Raw genomic sequence first — 15,145 nt, forward strand, 5'->3', positions numbered from 1 at the left:
AGGTTCACAGTGTTCGGAACCGCAATAGGGACAGGTCATTTTTTCAGGCATAACCGATTTCTATGCTGGGTTACTGGATAAGGGAGAATTATTTAACTTATTCAGTAAGTTGTCAACAGGAAGCAAGCTGAACCAGTGCCCGGGGGGGTCTATGTGCATCAATTCCCGGATCGGTTCGTGGCGACGTGGTACCGCGTCCCCCACTATTACTACGGCGGATCGAATACGATCCAGGCGGTCTTGTTCCGGGATGGCCGGATTCAGGTCGGCTACAACGGGATCAGCTCGACTCAAAGCGGGACGCTTGTGGGCATCGCGCCTGGAAATGGTGCCGCGGGCAGGCAGGTGAACTTCAACGTCGACTCGCCGCTTACCATCTCCGGGACGCAGGGAGTCTACGAGTGGTTCGGCACATTCGATCTCGACGTGCAGTTCCTGATCTTCAGCCCGACCGGCCCGGGTGGATATAACGTGAGCGTCAAGCCGCTGCAAGGCGCTGCGGCCAACTAGAGGGAGATGCAAATGTCCAGAGACTCAACCCTTGAGCGCCGTAACAGGGACTATTCCGCAGGGATCTTAATGGTGATCTTGTTTTTCGCCGCCGTGTCGATTGCCAGGGCCGCCCCGCCGGCGGTCCGCATCGACTCCCCGCCCGGCGCGGTCACGGTTGACAAAGGCCAGCCCCTCGCACTCCGGGGGCGGGGGACCGACCCCGCGGCGGGCGCCATAGCGGATCAGCAATTGGTGTGGGCCTCGGATCGGGACGGACCCTTGGGGCATGGCCCCAGCATCGAGGCCAAGCTGAGCGCTGGGACTCATACAGTGAGTCTGACGGCGACCGGCGTCGGCGGAGAGATGGCCTTGGCAACAGTCGGCGTCACGGTGGGGAAGCCTTAATTCGGGGTTGAAATGTACAGATCGCAACGGCTGATGACGCATCGCCCGCGGTTACTGGCCGGCGCATTGCTGATGACGATCTATCAAGGCCTGGCCGCGGATGGGCCGTGGCAGCGCGCGCCTTTGGGCAGCGAGGTCTCGGTGCCCCAACACCTGGCGGACGACCAGGAATTCACGCTGAGCATCCCCGATCTCTTAAGCCATGGCAAGCGCCTGTTCGCCGCCGTGTGGACCGAGCAGGAGGGCGGCGGTCGGCCGCTGAGCAAAGGCACCGGCAAACAGCTCACTGATCCATCGGCCCCGCTCACCGGCAATCGCGCCTTCAATCGCATCTCCGCCCCGGACGCCAACTCCTGCGCCGGCTGCCATAACGCCCCCTACGGCATCCCCGGCGGCGGCGGCGACTTCGTGACCAACGTCTTCGTCCTCGGGCACCGCTTCGATTTCGTGACCTTCGACCCCAAGGACCAAATGCCGACCCGCGGCAGTGTCGATGAACACGGCGAGCCGGTCTCGCTGCAAACCGTCGGTAACTTTCGTGCCACCACGGGACTTTTCGGCGCCGGCTATCTCGAAATGCTGGCCCGGCAGATGACCGCTGACATCCAAGCGATTCGGGATCGGCTAAAGCTGGGCGAAACCGCGGAGTTGTGGACTAAGGGTGTCTATTTCGGCAAATTGACGCGCAGGCCGGACGCCACCTGGGACACCAGCCAGGTCGAAGGGCTGTCGCGCATGAGCGTGACCTCGCCGACACCGCTCGATCGCCCCACCCTGGTGATCCGACCCTGGCATCAGGCGGGCAATGTGGTCTCCATCCGCGAGTTCTCCAACAACGCCTACAACCACCACCATGGCATCCAGACCGAGGAGCGTTTTGGGCGCGATACCGACCTGGACGGGGACGGTTTCACCAACGAGATGACCCGCGCGGATATGACCGCCGTGTCACTCTACCAGGCCGCCATGGCGGTCCCCGGGCGCGTGATCCCGCGCGACCCGCAAATCGAGCAGGCGGTGGCCGTCGGTGAGGCAGCCTTTGCGCGGATCGGGTGTGCCCGCTGCCATGTCCCGGCCCTGGCACTCGATCACCAAGGCTGGCTCTATACCGAGCCCAATCCCTACAACCCGGCAACCAATCTCAAGCCCGGCGAGACGCAAACCGTGACAATGGACCTGACCAGCCCCGAGCTGCCGCAACCCCGCCTCACGCCCCTGCTCCCCGAACGCGACCGGGTAATCGTACCCGCCTATACGGATCTGAAGCTGCACGACATCACCGACCCGAACGAACCGGCGGAGGCCGAGGTCCTGGACATGAATTGGTTCGTCTGGTCGCCCAAGTTCAGTGGCGGCAATCGCCGCTTCCTGACCAAGCGTCTATGGGGCTGCGCCAACGAGCCGCCCTTCTTCCACCACGGTCTGTTCACCACCTTGCGCCAGTCCGTGCTGGGTCATCACGGCGAGGCCCTGGCCGAGCGCCAGGCGTTTCAGGCGTTGCCCGAGTATGAGCAGAATGCACTGATCGAGTTCCTGAAGACCCTGCAAGTCCTGCCGCCCGGTACCAGACAGTTGGTCGTCGACGAGCGCTTCCAGCCCCGCAACAGCGTCACCGTGAACGCTGCCGTTGGGAAATAGACCTTCCATCGCCGGCCAGGACAGCCCCGCGGTCCAAGCACAGGCGAGCGCCCGAGCAGCGCCGCGCCTGCCTGAGAACCTGACGTAGGGTCCGCTGCGCGGACGACCCCGCCGCCAGGGCACTGCCCTCAGGAATGATGCGTGATCGGCTTATCCGTAAACAGATAGTCCTTGAGTTCCTTGTCGAAGACCCCGTCCTGCCGGCGCACCCACTCCAGCAGCATCGACGCGTGTTCCTTCTCCTCATCCCGGTTGTGCGCCAGAATGTCGCGCAGGTCCGGGTCCTTGCAGGCGTCCACCCGCTGGTTGTACCAGTCCACGGCCTCCAGTTCCTCCATCAGTGACACGATGGCCCTATGCATGTCCTTGGTTTCCTCGGACAGTTCCTCGACCGGCTCGTGATACCCCTCGTTCGCCATGGCATGATCCCCCCTTGGTGCGGTGGTCGAAGCGGCGTGCGCGCCGCGCGTGACGGCCATTGTCGGCCGCTACTAAAAACCTATGAAAATCTCACAGGTCTGTATACGCCGTCACTGCCGCTGCCATGAAAGGGATTCAAGGTCTTACGCGACTCTTGCGTACGGATTAACGTCCAGCCGTAACGTGTCTGGACGGTCTTTGCAGGCGGTATCAGTGTAGCCGAACAACGAGTTCGCATCAACGATCTGTAGAGATAACAGTAGATTTTTATAGATAAACAGAGATTTCAGTAAACAGTTATAAGCCCTCTCGCCGCGCTGGCAATCGGCTTGCCGTCGCGTCGGGGCGCCGAGGACCACGGCGCCGCCGTCGCCCGGTTGTGCTAGGCTTTGACCGTTCACCACCACCGCCCCTGGCAACGCCCATGCCACAGACCTCCCTTGCCGAAGCGCGCCGCCCGCGAGCGGAACCCGAGCCGGTCGCCCCCCCCTCCCAGGCCGCTCGTCTGTGCACGGAAGACGACTACTGGCGCACCTACTACCTCGAGTCCGACATCCATTACGAGTGGAACAACGGCCGCCTGGAGGAGAAACCGGTGTCCGACTACGAAACTTTCCAGGTCTACCACTGGTTCATGCTGCTGTTGGGGCACTTTCTGCGGGCCAGACCCATGGCCAAGCTGGTCGCCCTGGAGATGGGCTTTCGGCTGCCCCTGCCGACCGGTACCGTGATCCGCAGGCCCGACTTCGGCGTGGTATGCAACGACAACCCCCAGCCGCTCTTACCGCTGGATGTGTCCTATCACGGGGTCTTCGATGTCTGCATCGAGGCGCTGTCGGATAAGGAGCGCCGCAGCATCGAGCGCGACACCCTGGTCAAGAAGGCGGAGTACGCGGCCGGCGGCGTGCCGGAGTATTACATCCTGCACCGCACGCCTGAGCAGCAGGCCTTCTTTATCCGCACGCCCGCCGGGGTCTATGTCCCCATCAGCCCCGAGGACGGTGTGATCCGCTCGCGGGTGCTGCCCGGGTTCCAGTTCCGGCTGGCCGATCTGTGCGGCCGTCCCGAGCACGAGCGGCTGCGCGATGATCCGGTCTACGCCGCCTTCGTGCTGCCGGGCTGGCGGGAGGCGGAGCAGCGCGCCGCGGCCGAGGCCCGGCGCGCGGACGCCGAGGCCCAACGCGCCGACGCCGAGGGAGAGGCCCGTCGGCAGGCCGAGCGGCGCGCGCTGGAGGCGGAGCAGGCACTCGCCCGACTCCAGGCGCAACTGGCCGACCGCCAAGGCTGAAGCCTTGGACTCCAGGCGGCTGGTGGAACCCTTACCAGGCGTCCGCATTACCCGGCGTCAGCCGGACCGGGTGGTGTGCCGGCGGGAAGCCCTGGTCGCGGTAGAAGCGGAAGCGCTCGCGGGCGGCGGCGCGCACCGCGGGGTCCTGATCGACTGGCTCGCAGACGCGGGCGAAGCGGCTGAAGAAGGGTGGGGCGGCCGGGGCGAGGTTGATCAGGACTTGCGTCTGCGCCTCCGGGGTGCCGTCCAGGCCGATCAGGACCGGGGTCAGTTCATGGTCGGTCTGGCCCACCAGTCCGTGGGGGATGAAGCTGGCCTGGCGCCAGGTCCACAGCAGGCGGTCCAGATGGCGCGCTGCCGTCAGGTCCGGGCAGTGGATCAGCACCCGCAAGTGCTCAGCACGCGTGCGCTCCACCAGCCGGCAGGTGAGCAGGTAACGGTCGCCGGGGCTGTCGGGTTCCAGGGTGTAGAAGTCGATGCGGGGCATTTTTCGAGTGGTCAGCGGTCAGCGGTCAGCGGTCGTTGTCGTTGTCGTGGGCGGATTGTTCGATTTCGACAACGACAACGACGCCCGGTCCGTGGGAACGTCCGGTAGCTGTAGGGTACGCATCGCGTACCCGGCTCCGGCGGTCGCCGCAGCTTGGCGGGTACGCGATGCATGCCCTACGAGATGTGCGTTAACACATCAGCTTCTGATCGCACCCGCGGCCGACGGCGAACTTGCCCCGATCCGGTTCGCCCTGCACTATCCTCTATTCACCGACCACTGACCACTGACCACTGACTGCCGGCCCATGCACGACGACCTCACGCAATGCCCGGAATGCGACCTGCTCCAGCGCATCCCGGTCCTGCCGCCGGGTGGGTCCAGCGTCTGCGCCCGCTGCGCCTGTGTGCTGCACCGGGATCGGCCGGACAGCCTGAACCGGACGCTGGCCCTGACGATCGCGGGGCTTGCGCTCTTTGCGATCGCCAACGGCTTTCCCTTCCTGTCCTTCTCGATGCAGGGTCAGGTGACGCAGACGACGCTCTTCACCGGCGTCCTGGAACTCTATGGTCAGGGGCAGTGGCAGATCGCCGCGGTGGTCGCCTTCACCAGTATCCTGGCCCCCGGTCTGCAGTTGACCCTGCTCCTGGCGGTGCTGATTCCGCTGTACGCGCGGCGCCTGCCGTCCTGGCTGCCGTCGCTGTTCCGCTATGTCCGCAACCTGACCCCCTGGGGGATGATGGACGTCTTCATGCTCGGCATCCTGGTGTCGGTGGTGAAGCTCTCGGAGATGGCGACCATCCTCGCCGGCCCCTCGCTCTTTGCCTTCGGCGTGCTGATCTTCGTCCTGGCGGGGGCCCAGGCGGCCCTGGACCCGGATCTGGTGTGGTCCCGGGTGCGGCGCGGCACTCGGGCCGGCGTGCCGCTGCGGCCTCAGGACTCCATCGGCTGCGAGGTCTGTGAGCTGGTGGTGGCGCGCCGCCCGGCCCCGGCCCCGGGCGCGGGCCTGAGGCCGCATTGCCCGCGCTGCGCCGCGCTGCTGCGCTACCGCAAACCGGCGAGTCTGGAGCGGACCTGGGCCCTGGTCCTGGCCGCGGTGATCTGCTATCTGCCGGCCAATCTGCTGCCGATCATGACGGTCACGTCGCTCGGGCGCGTCCGATCGGATACCATTCTGAGCGGGGTCGGGTATCTGCTGACCCATGGGATGTGGCCCCTGGCGGCGATCGTCTTCGTGGCCAGCGTCTTTGTGCCGCTGCTGAAACTCCTGATCCTGGTCTACCTTCTGATCTCGGTTGAGGTGCGCTCCAGTTGGCGGCCACGGGAGCGCACGCGGCTGTATCGGATCACCGAGACCATCGGCCGCTGGTCGATGGTGGACGTCTTCGTGGTCAGCATCCTGGTGGCCCTGGTGCGCCTGGGGAACCTGGCCAGCGTGACGGCGCAGACGGGGGCCATCTTTTTCTGCGCGGTCGTGGTTCTCACCATGCTGGCCGCCATGTCATTCGATCCCCGGCTGATCTGGGATCGCCTGGGGCCGGACCTGGAAGAACGGGCGTTGCAACAAGGGCGGGACCATGTCAGAGACCGAGAACGGGGCGACCCCGGGGCGCGGGGAGCGGACGGCCCCAGCGCCGCCCTCGCCCGAACAGGCTGAGGAGTGGGCGGATTGGCCCGGCGTGCGGCTGCCCGAGGCCGTGACGGTGCGGCGCGACCGGCTCTCGATCGTCTGGCTGATCCCGCTGGTGGCCCTGGTCATCGGCGCCTGGCTCGCCTACAAGACCTATGCCGAGCAGGGGCCGCGGGTCCAGATCCAGTTCAACTCCGCGGCCGGGCTCCAGGCCGGCAAGACCAAGGTCAAGTTCAAGGACGTGGACGTGGGAGAGGTGACCGCCATCGACGTGAGTCCGGATCTCAAGTCGATCCTGGTGACCGCCCAGCTCAAGTACGGATCCAGTGCCTATCTGACCACCGATACCCGTTTTTGGGTGGAGCGCCCGCGGGTGACCGCGAGCCGGGTGTCCGGTCTGGAGACGCTGCTGTCGGGACCCTATATCGCCATCGATCCGGTGACCGAGGGTAAGTCGGCGCGCCGCTTCCTGGGTCTGGAGGAGCCGCCGCTCTTCACCACCTCGGAGGCCGGTAAGCGCTTCCTGCTGCGCTCCTCGACCCTGGGGTCGCTCAATATCGGCTCTCCGGTGTACTACCGGCAGATCCAGGTCGGGCAGGTGGCGGGGCATCAATTGGAGACGGACGGGGGGGCGGTCAACATCGAGATCTTCATCTCCTCCCCCTACGACCGCCTGGTCTACACCAACACCCGCTTCTGGAACGCAAGCGGGCTGGATTTCTCGATCTCCACCGCGGGGGTCACGGTGGACACCCAGTCACTCCTGTCGGTGCTGATCGGCGGCATCTCATTCGACACCCCGGATACCATCGACGGGGAGCGCAAGGCGGCCGCGGTGGGCGAGGTCTTGGCGCTCTACCCGAGTCGGGAGCAAGCCCACGCGAAGACCTACGCCCACAAGGATCGCTACCTGCTGTATTTCAAGGGCTCGGTGAGCGGTCTGGCGGTGGGGGCCGCGGTGCGGCTGCGCGGCATCGCCATCGGTCGGGTGCTGGACATCCAGTTGATCTTCAATGTGGACGACTACGACTTCCAGATCCCGGTGCTGGTGGAGGTCGAGCCGGAGCGCATCGGTGTCAGCGGCGACCCGGGGCGGGTCGAGCAGGCCACCGTGGTCGAACGCCTGGTCGCCAATGGCCTGCGCGGCCAGCTCAAATCCGATAATCTACTGACCGGTGCCCTCTATGTGGACCTGGATTTCCATCCCAGTGCCCCGCCGGAGCGCCCCGCGCGCCATGGCGACTATGTGGTGCTGCCGACCGTGCCGGCGCCCCTGGAGGCCCTGACCACCAGGGCGACCAGCGTGCTCGAAAAGCTCGATCGCCTGCCGATCGAACAGCTCGGCCGCGACCTGGCCCAGGCGGCGGCCGGCGCCAACGCGCTGATCAACTCGCGGGAATTGCAGGGCGCGGTCGCAGAGATGCAAGCGGCCCTGGCCGCGGTGCGCAAGAGCGCGGAGCGCCTGGATGGCGAGCTCGCACCGCAACTCAGCGAGGCGCTGCGCGCGACCTCGACCACCATGCAGTATGCCGGAGACATCGTGGCGCTCAATTCCCCCCTGTATATCAAGCTGGAGCGCATGTTGGCGGAGGTGGGCGCCGCGGCGCGCTCCGTGCGGCTCATGGCGGACTACCTGGAGCGTCACCCGGAGGCGCTGCTGAAAGGCAAGGCGGGGGGGCGCTAGTGGCAGCGGCAGTGATTGGCGACGAGGCCGTCGTCGGGCGCGCGGCGGGGCACGCGAAGCGGACTTATTTCTCTCTTTGCTTCTGGCTTGCCTGGGTCCTCGCCGTCGCCGGCTGTGCTGGCTCGCCGCCGTCGAACTTCTTTACCCTGAGGCCACTGCCCGCGGCCGACGGGCACGCCGCGGTGACCGGCGGTACCCTGGGCATCGGGTTGGGGCCGGTGACCTTTCCCGGCTTTCTTGATCGGCCGCAGATCGTCTCGCGCGATGGCAACAACCGTTTGACCCTGGATGAGTTCAACCGCTGGGGGGGGACCCTGCAGGACGACTTCCTGCGGGTCTGGGGCGAGAACCTGGCCTATCTGGTCGGCACCAGCCGGGTCCTGATCTTCCCGACCGAGGTCCGCTTCCCACTGGATTTTCGCATCACCGCGGACGTGCTGACCTTCGAGGGTACCCCGGCGGGCGAGGCCGTGCTCAAGGTGCGCTGGGCGGTGCTGGACCCCCGCCTGGAGCAGACCCTGGCGGCCCGCGAGACCAGTTACCGTCAGCCCCTGCGCCCGCCGGCGGATCGGGCGGCGCTCATCGGTGCCATGAGCGCGGCCCTGGGTGCCTTCAGCGAGGACGTGGCCGCGGTCCTGCGCGGTCTGCCCAAGCCGACCGCGCCGCCGGCCGCGCCGCCACTGTACTGATCCGCAAGGATCGGGTACCGGCGCGGCGCGCCTGATCCTCGCGGGACGCGGCGACGGTGGGCACCCCGCAAATCAGCGCTTGTAAACAGCGCGCCGGGGCGTTACGTTTTCGCGTCACAGGATGCTCAGATAAACCCGCAAAGACCCCCCCCGGGGGTGGAGTGAACATGGTCGATTTCGCGCGCTGTCACGAACAGAATCACAAGATTACGGAGATCTCCAACGTCTTTCTCTATCTCATTCGCGAGCGGGCCATGTGCGACACGGATTGTGCGCGGCAGCTCTTCTTCGAGTACGTGACCAAGGTGCGCCAGCACATGGAGACGGTCGACGCCCAGTTCTGCGGGCGTCTCATTCAGAGTCAGGACCGGACCATGGCGAACACGGCCGACCGCTTCCTGTCCGGCTCCGTGGAGATCAAGCGCATCTTCGCCGCCTACCTCAAGGACTGGTGCGACGAGCGCAAGCGGGAATTGAAGATCGCCGACCACGCCGCCTTCGTCGAGGACACCAATCAGATGTTCGGGCTGGTGCTCGATCGCATCCAGCGCGAGACCGAGAACCTGTATCCGTTGATTCGGCGGTTGGAGGAGGGGGCGGGGCAAACCGCTGCCGCCTGAGCGGGACCCATCCCTGAGGCGCGTGCGGCGCGCTCCCCGGCGGCGGGCGGCCGCCGGGCTCAGGCCGTTGCGCAGGACTATACTTTACCTTCACCGACCAACCGGAGTCATCCCATGCCCGCCCCGCTGCCTGCCACCGCCGAACGCGTCGATCGACTCGAGGCCTCGATCGACCGGTTTATTGCGAGTGTGGGGATCGAGTTCAACAAGCTCTATAAGTCCCAGCAGCGCACCGAGGCGGAGATGCGCGAGTTCAAGGACGAGATGCGCGAGTTCAAGGACGAGATGCGGGAATTCAAGGACGAGATGCGGGAATTCAAGGACGAGATGCGCGAGTTCAAGGACGAGATGTTGGCATTTAAGGATGAAATGAGTGGTTTCAAGGACGAAATGCTGGGATTCAAGGCCGAGTCCATCGCCGAGCGCCGCGAGATGAACCGCAAGTGGGGCGACCTCGCCAACAAGCTCGGCACCATGGTCGAGGACCTGGTCTACCCCAGCCTGCCGCGCATCCTGCGCGAGACGCTGGGCCGCGAATTCGACAGCATCCAGGCCCGGGTGCGGTTGCGTCTGCCCGACGGGCGGGTGCGAGAGTTCGATGCCTTTGCCATTGCCCCAGATGTGGCTGCCTTGAACAGCACCAAGGCCACCCTGCGCAGTGCGGATGTCGACCGGCTGATCGATGAGATCGCCGCCTTCCGGGAGTTCCTGCCCGCGCGCGCCCATTTGCCGGTCGTCGGCATCCTGGCCACCCTGTCGGTGGACGACAGTGTGCTCAACTACGCCGAGCGGCTGGGCTTCCTGGTGCTTGCCGTGGGCGATCAGGTCATGGAGGTCAAGAATCGGCCGGGGTTCGAGCCCAGGTTCTGGTAGTGCCGCGCCCGATTATTTCACTCATGGCCAAGTGGGGCCGGGCTCCCAAGTGCAATTTGGGAGCCCGCAAGGGTTTGCACCCTGGGCGCGACCGCCTGACGGTCATGGAAGGTACAGCGGCCACCCGGCAAGATGGAAGTCCCCTGTGGGAGCGGCTTGCAGCCGCGATGTGCGGCCGCGGCAGCCGACGCGGCCCGTCGCGGCTGAAGCCGCTCCCACCGGGGCCGGGCGTGCCTTCAACGGTAGGGCTTAGGCCTCGACTCCGGGCGCGGGCATCAGAGCAACAGGGTGCGGATGTCCCCCAAGAGTCGCCCGAGCAGGGTGGTGAAACGCGCCCCCGCGGCCCCGTCGATCACCCGGTGGTCATAGGACAGCGACAGCGGCAGCATCAGCCGCGGCGCGAATTCTTTCCCGCTCCACACCGGCTTCGTGTCCGAGCGCGAGACCCCCAGGATGGCCACCTCGGGGGCATTGACGATGGGGGTGAAGGCGGTACCGCCGATGCCCCCCAAGCTTGAGATGGTGAAGCAGCCGCCCTGCATGTCGCCGGGCAGGAGCTTGCCATCGCGGGCCTTTTTGCTGAAATCCATCAGGTCCCGGGCCAGGTCGTAGATGCCCTTCTTGTCCACGTCGCGTACCACCGGAACCACCAGCCCGTTGGGGGTGTCCACGGCCACGCCGATATGGGTGTAGTGCTTCATCACCAGGGCGTCGCCGTCCGGGGTCAGGGACGACTTGACCGTGGGCATACGGTTCAGGGCCGTGGCGACGGCCTTGAGCAGGAAGGGGAGGAAGGTCAGTTTCACCCCCGCCGCCTCCGCGGCGTCCTTCTGCGCCTTGCGGAAGGCCTCCAACTCGGTGATGTCCGCCTCATCGAATTGGGTGATGTGCGGGATCGAGAGCCAGCACCGGTGCAGGTGCCGGCCGCTGAGCTTCTGGATGCGGGAGAGTTCCTTGACCTCCACGGGTCCGAATTTGGAAAAGTCCACGGCCGCGGCAGCGGGGAGCGCGAAGGGCAGCGCACCCGCGGCGGGCGCCGCGGCCCCTTGGGCCAGGGTACGCTTGACATAGCCCTGCACGTCCTCCCGCAGCACGCGGTCCTTGGGACCTGACCCCTTGACCAGGGTCAGGTCGACGCCCAGTTCCCGCGCCAGACGCCGTACCGTGGGGCTGGCGTGGGCCTTGCGGCCGGCGGCGCCGATGGCGGCCAGGTCGTCCGGACGCAGGGGCACCGGGGCCTGACGCCGCTCGGCCTCGCCCGGGGCGCGCTGGGGGGTCGGCTGCGCGGGCTTGGCGGGCGGTTCCGCGGTCGGGGCCGGGGCAACTGCCGTCGCCGCCGCCGCGGCGCCGCCGCCATCCACCCGCAGCGTCAGGATCAGGTCGCCCTGGCTGAGCTTGTCCCCGAGTTGGACCGCGAGGCCCTCCACTACGCCGGCCTGCGGCGAGGGGACCTCCATGGTCGCCTTGTCGCTCTCCAGGGTCAGGATGGATTGGTCCTGTTCCACCCGCTCACCCGGGGCCACCAGGATCTCGATCACGGGGACCTCGGCGTAGTCACCGATGTCCGGGAGCAGGACTGAGATGGTCTCGGCGACACCGCCGACGGCCGCGGCCGGGATCGCGGCCTGGGTTGGGGCCGTGGTCGGGCCAGCCGTCGGCGGCTCGGCCACTGGCGACGCCGGGGGAGGCGGTGCCGCCGCGTCCTGCGTCGCCAGGGTCATCAGCGGGCTGCCGGCCGCTATCTTGTCCCCGACCTTGACCAGGAGGTCCTGGATCACGCCGCCGCGCGGCGCCGGGATCTCCATGGTCGCCTTGTCGCTCTCCAGGGTCAGGAGTGACTGTTCGGGTTCGATCCGCTCGCCGGGGGCGACCAGGATCTCGATGATCTCGACCTCGGCGAAATCGCCGATGTCGGGCAACAGGATGGTTTCGAGGTGTGCCACGCTGTATTCTCCAAAGCCTGTGTTGCCGGGCGTTTCAGACGGTCACCGGATTGGGCTTTTCCGGGTCGATGCGGTATTTGGCGATGGCCTCCGCGACCCTGGCGGCAGGGATCGCGCCCTCGTCGGCCAGGGCCTTGAGGGCGGCCACCGCCACATAGTAGCGATTGACCTCGAAGAACTTGCGCAACTGACTGCGCATGTCGCTGCGGCCATAGCCGTCGGTACCCAGCACGACATAGCGGCGCGGGCAATAGGGCCGGATCTGATCGGCATAGGCGCGCATATAGTCGGTGGCGGCGATGACGGGTCCCCGGGTGTCGGCGAGCTGCGCCCTCACATAGGGCGCCCGCGGTTCGTCCTCGGGGTGGAGCATGTTCCAGCGCTCCGCGTCGATGCCCTCGCGCCGCAGTTCGTTGAAGCTGGTGACGCTCCACACCGTGGCGCCGACGTCGAAGTCGCGGGCGAGCAGGTCCGCCGCGGCCAGCACCTCGCGCAGGATGGTACCGGCGCCCAGCAATTGTACCCGGTGGGTGCGCTCCTCGCCCCGCTGGACGCGGTACATCCCCTTCAGGATGCCGGTCACCGTGCTCCCATCAGGGCCCTCCGGCAGGGCCGGCTGGGGGTAGTTCTCGTTCATCGTGGTGATGTAATAGAACCAGCGCTCCTTCTCCTGGTACATGCGCCGCAGCCCGTCCTGGACGATCACCGCCAACTCATAGGCATAGGCCGGGTCATAGGAGATGCAGTTGGGGATGGTCGCGGCGAGCAGGTGACTGTGGCCGTCCTGGTGCTGAAGCCCCTCGCCCGCGAGCGTGGTGCGCCCGGCCGTGCCGCCGATCAGGAAGCCGCGTGCCTGCATGTCGCCAGCCGCCCAGGCCAGGTCGCCGATGCGTTGGAAGCCGAACATCGAATAGTAGATATAGAAGGGGATCATCGCCTGGCCGTGGTTCGCATAGGCCGTGGCCGCCGCGATCCAGGACGACATGGCCCCGGCCTCGTTGATCCCCTCCTCCAGGATCTGCCCCTTCTTGTCCTCCCGGTAGGACATCACCTGATCCGCATCGACCGGCTGGTAGAGCTGGCCGACGGAGGAGTAGATGCCGACCTGGCGGAACAGCCCCTCCATGCCGAAGGTGCGCGCCTCGTCCGGGACTATGGGCACCACCAGTGGGCCGATCTCCTTGTCGCGCAGACAGATGTTGAGGATGCGTACGAACGCCATGGTGGTCGACTGCTCCTTGTCGCCGGTGCCCTCCAGGAGCGGGGCGAAGGCGGCAAGCTCAGGGACCGTGAGCGCCGCGGCCGTGTCGTGCCGGGCCGGCAGGAAGCCGCCCAAGGCCTCGCGCAGCCCGTGCAGGTGGCGCATCTCCTCGCTGTCGACCGGGGGCTTATAGAAGGGGGTGGCGTCGAGCTGATCGTCCGACAGCGGGATGTTGAAGCGGTCGCGGAAGGCCTTGAGCGCCACCTCCCCCATCTTTTTCTGGGAGTGGGTGATGTTCATCCCCTCCCCGGCCACGCCCATGCCGTACCCCTTGATGGTCTTGGCCAGGATCACGGTGGGCTGACCGGTCGTCTTCACGGCGGCGGCGTAGGCGGCATAGACCTTGGCCGGGTCATGACCGCCGCGGTTCAGGCGCCAGACGTCCTCGTCGGTCATATTGGCGACCATCTCGGCGGTTTCCGGATACTTGCCGAAGAAGTGCTCGCGGACAAACTTGCCGTCCCGGGCCTTGTAGGCCTGGTAGTCCCCGTCCACGCACTCCTCCATGCGCTTTAAGAGCACCCCGTCCTTGTCGCGGGCGATCAGCGGGTCCCAGTAGCTCCCCCAGATGACCTTGATGACGTTCCAGCCGGCGCCGCGGAAGTCCGCCTCCAATTCCTGGATGATCTTGCCGTTGCCGCGCACCGGGCCGTCGAGGCGCTGCAGGTTGCAGTTGACCACGAAGATGAGGTTGTCCAGCCGCTCCCGCGAGGCGAGCGCGATGGCGCCCATGGACTCGGGCTCGTCCATCTCCCCGTCCCCCAGGAAGGCCCAGACCTTGCGGTTGCTGGTGTTGACCAGCCCCCGGTCGTTGATATAGCGCATGAAGCGCGCCTGGTAGATGGCCATGATCGGGCCCAGCCCCATCGAGACCGTGGGAAACTGCCAGAAATCGGGCATCAGCCAGGGGTGCGGATAGGAGGAGAGACCGCCGCCGTCCACCTCCTGGCGGAAGTTGAGCAGGTCGTCCTCGCTGATGCGGCCCTCAAGGTAAGCGCGGGCATAGATGCCGGGGGCCGTGTGGCCCTGGATGAACACCAGATCGCCCCCGTGGTCCGGGGTGCGGGCGTGGAAGAAGTGGTTGTAGCCTACGTCGAACAGGGTGGCGGAGGAGGCGAAGGAGGCGATGTGGCCCCCCAGTTCTGTCGACAGCCGGTTGGCCTGCACCACCATCGCCATGGCGTTCCAGCGCACGAAGGAGCGGATGCGCCGCTCCATGGCCCGGTCACCGGGGAAGCGCTCCTGCTGCTGGACCGGGATCGTGTTGAGATAGGCGGTGTTGGCGCTGTAGGGCAGGTGGGCCCCCGAGCGTCGGGCCTTGTCGATGAGACGCTCCAACAGGAAGTGGGCGCGGTCGACGCCCTCCTGTTCCAGCACGCCGTCCAGGGCGTCGAGCCACTCTTGGGTCTCTTGCGGATCGATATCGGGTCTGTTGGTCATGACGGTTCCCGGTCAGCGGTCATGGCGGGGGAGGCGCGTAAGGTCCGCAGTATATCAGGGCGAAGCGGCGATAATGGTGAGGAGGGTGCGATCAGAACTGATGTGTTGACGCACATATCGTAGGGTACGCCGCGTACCCGCCAAGCTGCCGCGGCCGCCGGAGCCGGGTACGCGATGCGTACCCTACAGTTACCGGACGTTCTCGCGGACCGGGCGTCGTTGTCGTTGTCGTTGTCGTAATCGTGGTCGGATTATTCGATTACGACAGCGACAAC

General features: G+C 66.3%; 12 protein-coding genes. 8 read left to right on the plus strand and 4 right to left on the minus strand.

The features are described 5' to 3' along the window. Positions 1–153 precede the first annotated feature (153 nt). Positions 154–510: a hypothetical protein gene (locus QZY48_RS14295; protein ID WP_295431816.1), complete on the plus strand. Its 357-nt coding sequence runs from the start codon at positions 154–156 to the stop codon at positions 508–510. A gap of 459 nt (positions 511–969) precedes the next feature. Next, positions 970–2,535, plus strand: a complete 1,566-nt coding sequence (locus QZY48_RS14300; protein ID WP_295431819.1) for a di-heme oxidoredictase family protein — start codon at positions 970–972, stop codon at positions 2,533–2,535. A 128-nt stretch (positions 2,536–2,663) separates the two neighbouring features. Here the strand turns inward: QZY48_RS14300 and QZY48_RS14305 are convergent, their stop codons facing one another. Then, positions 2,664–2,954, minus strand: a complete 291-nt coding sequence (locus QZY48_RS14305; protein ID WP_295431820.1) for a ferritin-like domain-containing protein — start codon at positions 2,952–2,954, stop codon at positions 2,664–2,666. Positions 2,955–3,379: 425 nt separating this feature from the next. Here QZY48_RS14305 and QZY48_RS14310 point away from each other — a divergent pair, with 425 nt between their 5' ends. Further along, positions 3,380–4,243, plus strand: coding sequence for a Uma2 family endonuclease (locus QZY48_RS14310; protein WP_295431821.1), 864 nt, complete (start codon positions 3,380–3,382; stop codon positions 4,241–4,243). Positions 4,244–4,274: 31 nt separating this feature from the next. Here QZY48_RS14310 and QZY48_RS14315 read toward each other — a convergent pair whose 3' ends face one another. After that, positions 4,275–4,730 carry a DNA polymerase III subunit chi gene (locus QZY48_RS14315; protein WP_295431823.1) on the minus strand — a complete coding sequence of 152 codons (456 nt, stop codon included), beginning with the start codon at positions 4,728–4,730 and terminating at the stop codon, positions 4,275–4,277. A 307-nt stretch (positions 4,731–5,037) separates the two neighbouring features. On the opposite strand from QZY48_RS14315, the gene QZY48_RS14320 reads away from it, so the two are divergent. The 5 genes from QZY48_RS14320 (at position 5,038) to QZY48_RS14340 (ending at position 10,226) form a co-directional block, all read left to right on the plus strand. After that, positions 5,038–6,387 (plus strand): paraquat-inducible protein A, encoded by a 1,350-nt coding sequence (locus QZY48_RS14320; RefSeq protein WP_295431826.1) that lies wholly within the window; start codon positions 5,038–5,040, stop codon positions 6,385–6,387. Continuing rightward, positions 6,308–8,044, plus strand: a complete 1,737-nt coding sequence (locus QZY48_RS14325) for an MlaD family protein (RefSeq protein WP_295431829.1) — start codon at positions 6,308–6,310, stop codon at positions 8,042–8,044. The genes QZY48_RS14320 and QZY48_RS14325 overlap by 80 nt, the downstream gene beginning before the upstream one ends. Further along, on the plus strand, positions 8,044–8,733 hold the full coding sequence (locus QZY48_RS14330; protein WP_295431832.1) for a membrane integrity-associated transporter subunit PqiC: 690 nt from the start codon (positions 8,044–8,046) through the stop codon (positions 8,731–8,733). Before QZY48_RS14325 ends, QZY48_RS14330 begins: the two co-directional genes overlap by 1 nt. 167 nt (positions 8,734–8,900) lie before the next feature. Next, complete coding sequence (locus QZY48_RS14335) at positions 8,901–9,353, plus strand: hypothetical protein (RefSeq protein WP_295431835.1); 453 nt, start codon at positions 8,901–8,903, stop codon at positions 9,351–9,353. Positions 9,354–9,467: 114 nt separating this feature from the next. Next, positions 9,468–10,226: a hypothetical protein gene (locus QZY48_RS14340; RefSeq protein WP_295431837.1), complete on the plus strand. Its 759-nt coding sequence runs from the start codon at positions 9,468–9,470 to the stop codon at positions 10,224–10,226. A 275-nt stretch (positions 10,227–10,501) separates the two neighbouring features. On the opposite strand, the gene aceF is transcribed toward QZY48_RS14340, so the two are convergent. Then, positions 10,502–12,169 (minus strand): dihydrolipoyllysine-residue acetyltransferase, encoded by a 1,668-nt coding sequence (gene aceF, locus QZY48_RS14345; protein ID WP_295431840.1) that lies wholly within the window; start codon positions 12,167–12,169, stop codon positions 10,502–10,504. Positions 12,170–12,203: 34 nt separating this feature from the next. Next, complete coding sequence (gene aceE, locus QZY48_RS14350) at positions 12,204–14,870, minus strand: pyruvate dehydrogenase (acetyl-transferring), homodimeric type (protein ID WP_295431843.1); 2,667 nt, start codon at positions 14,868–14,870, stop codon at positions 12,204–12,206. Positions 14,871–15,145: the final 275 nt, after the last annotated feature.

The sequence above is a fragment of the uncultured Thiodictyon sp. genome (assembly GCF_903828115.1).
In the GTDB taxonomy this organism is placed as follows: Bacteria; Pseudomonadota; Gammaproteobacteria; order Chromatiales; family Chromatiaceae; genus Thiodictyon.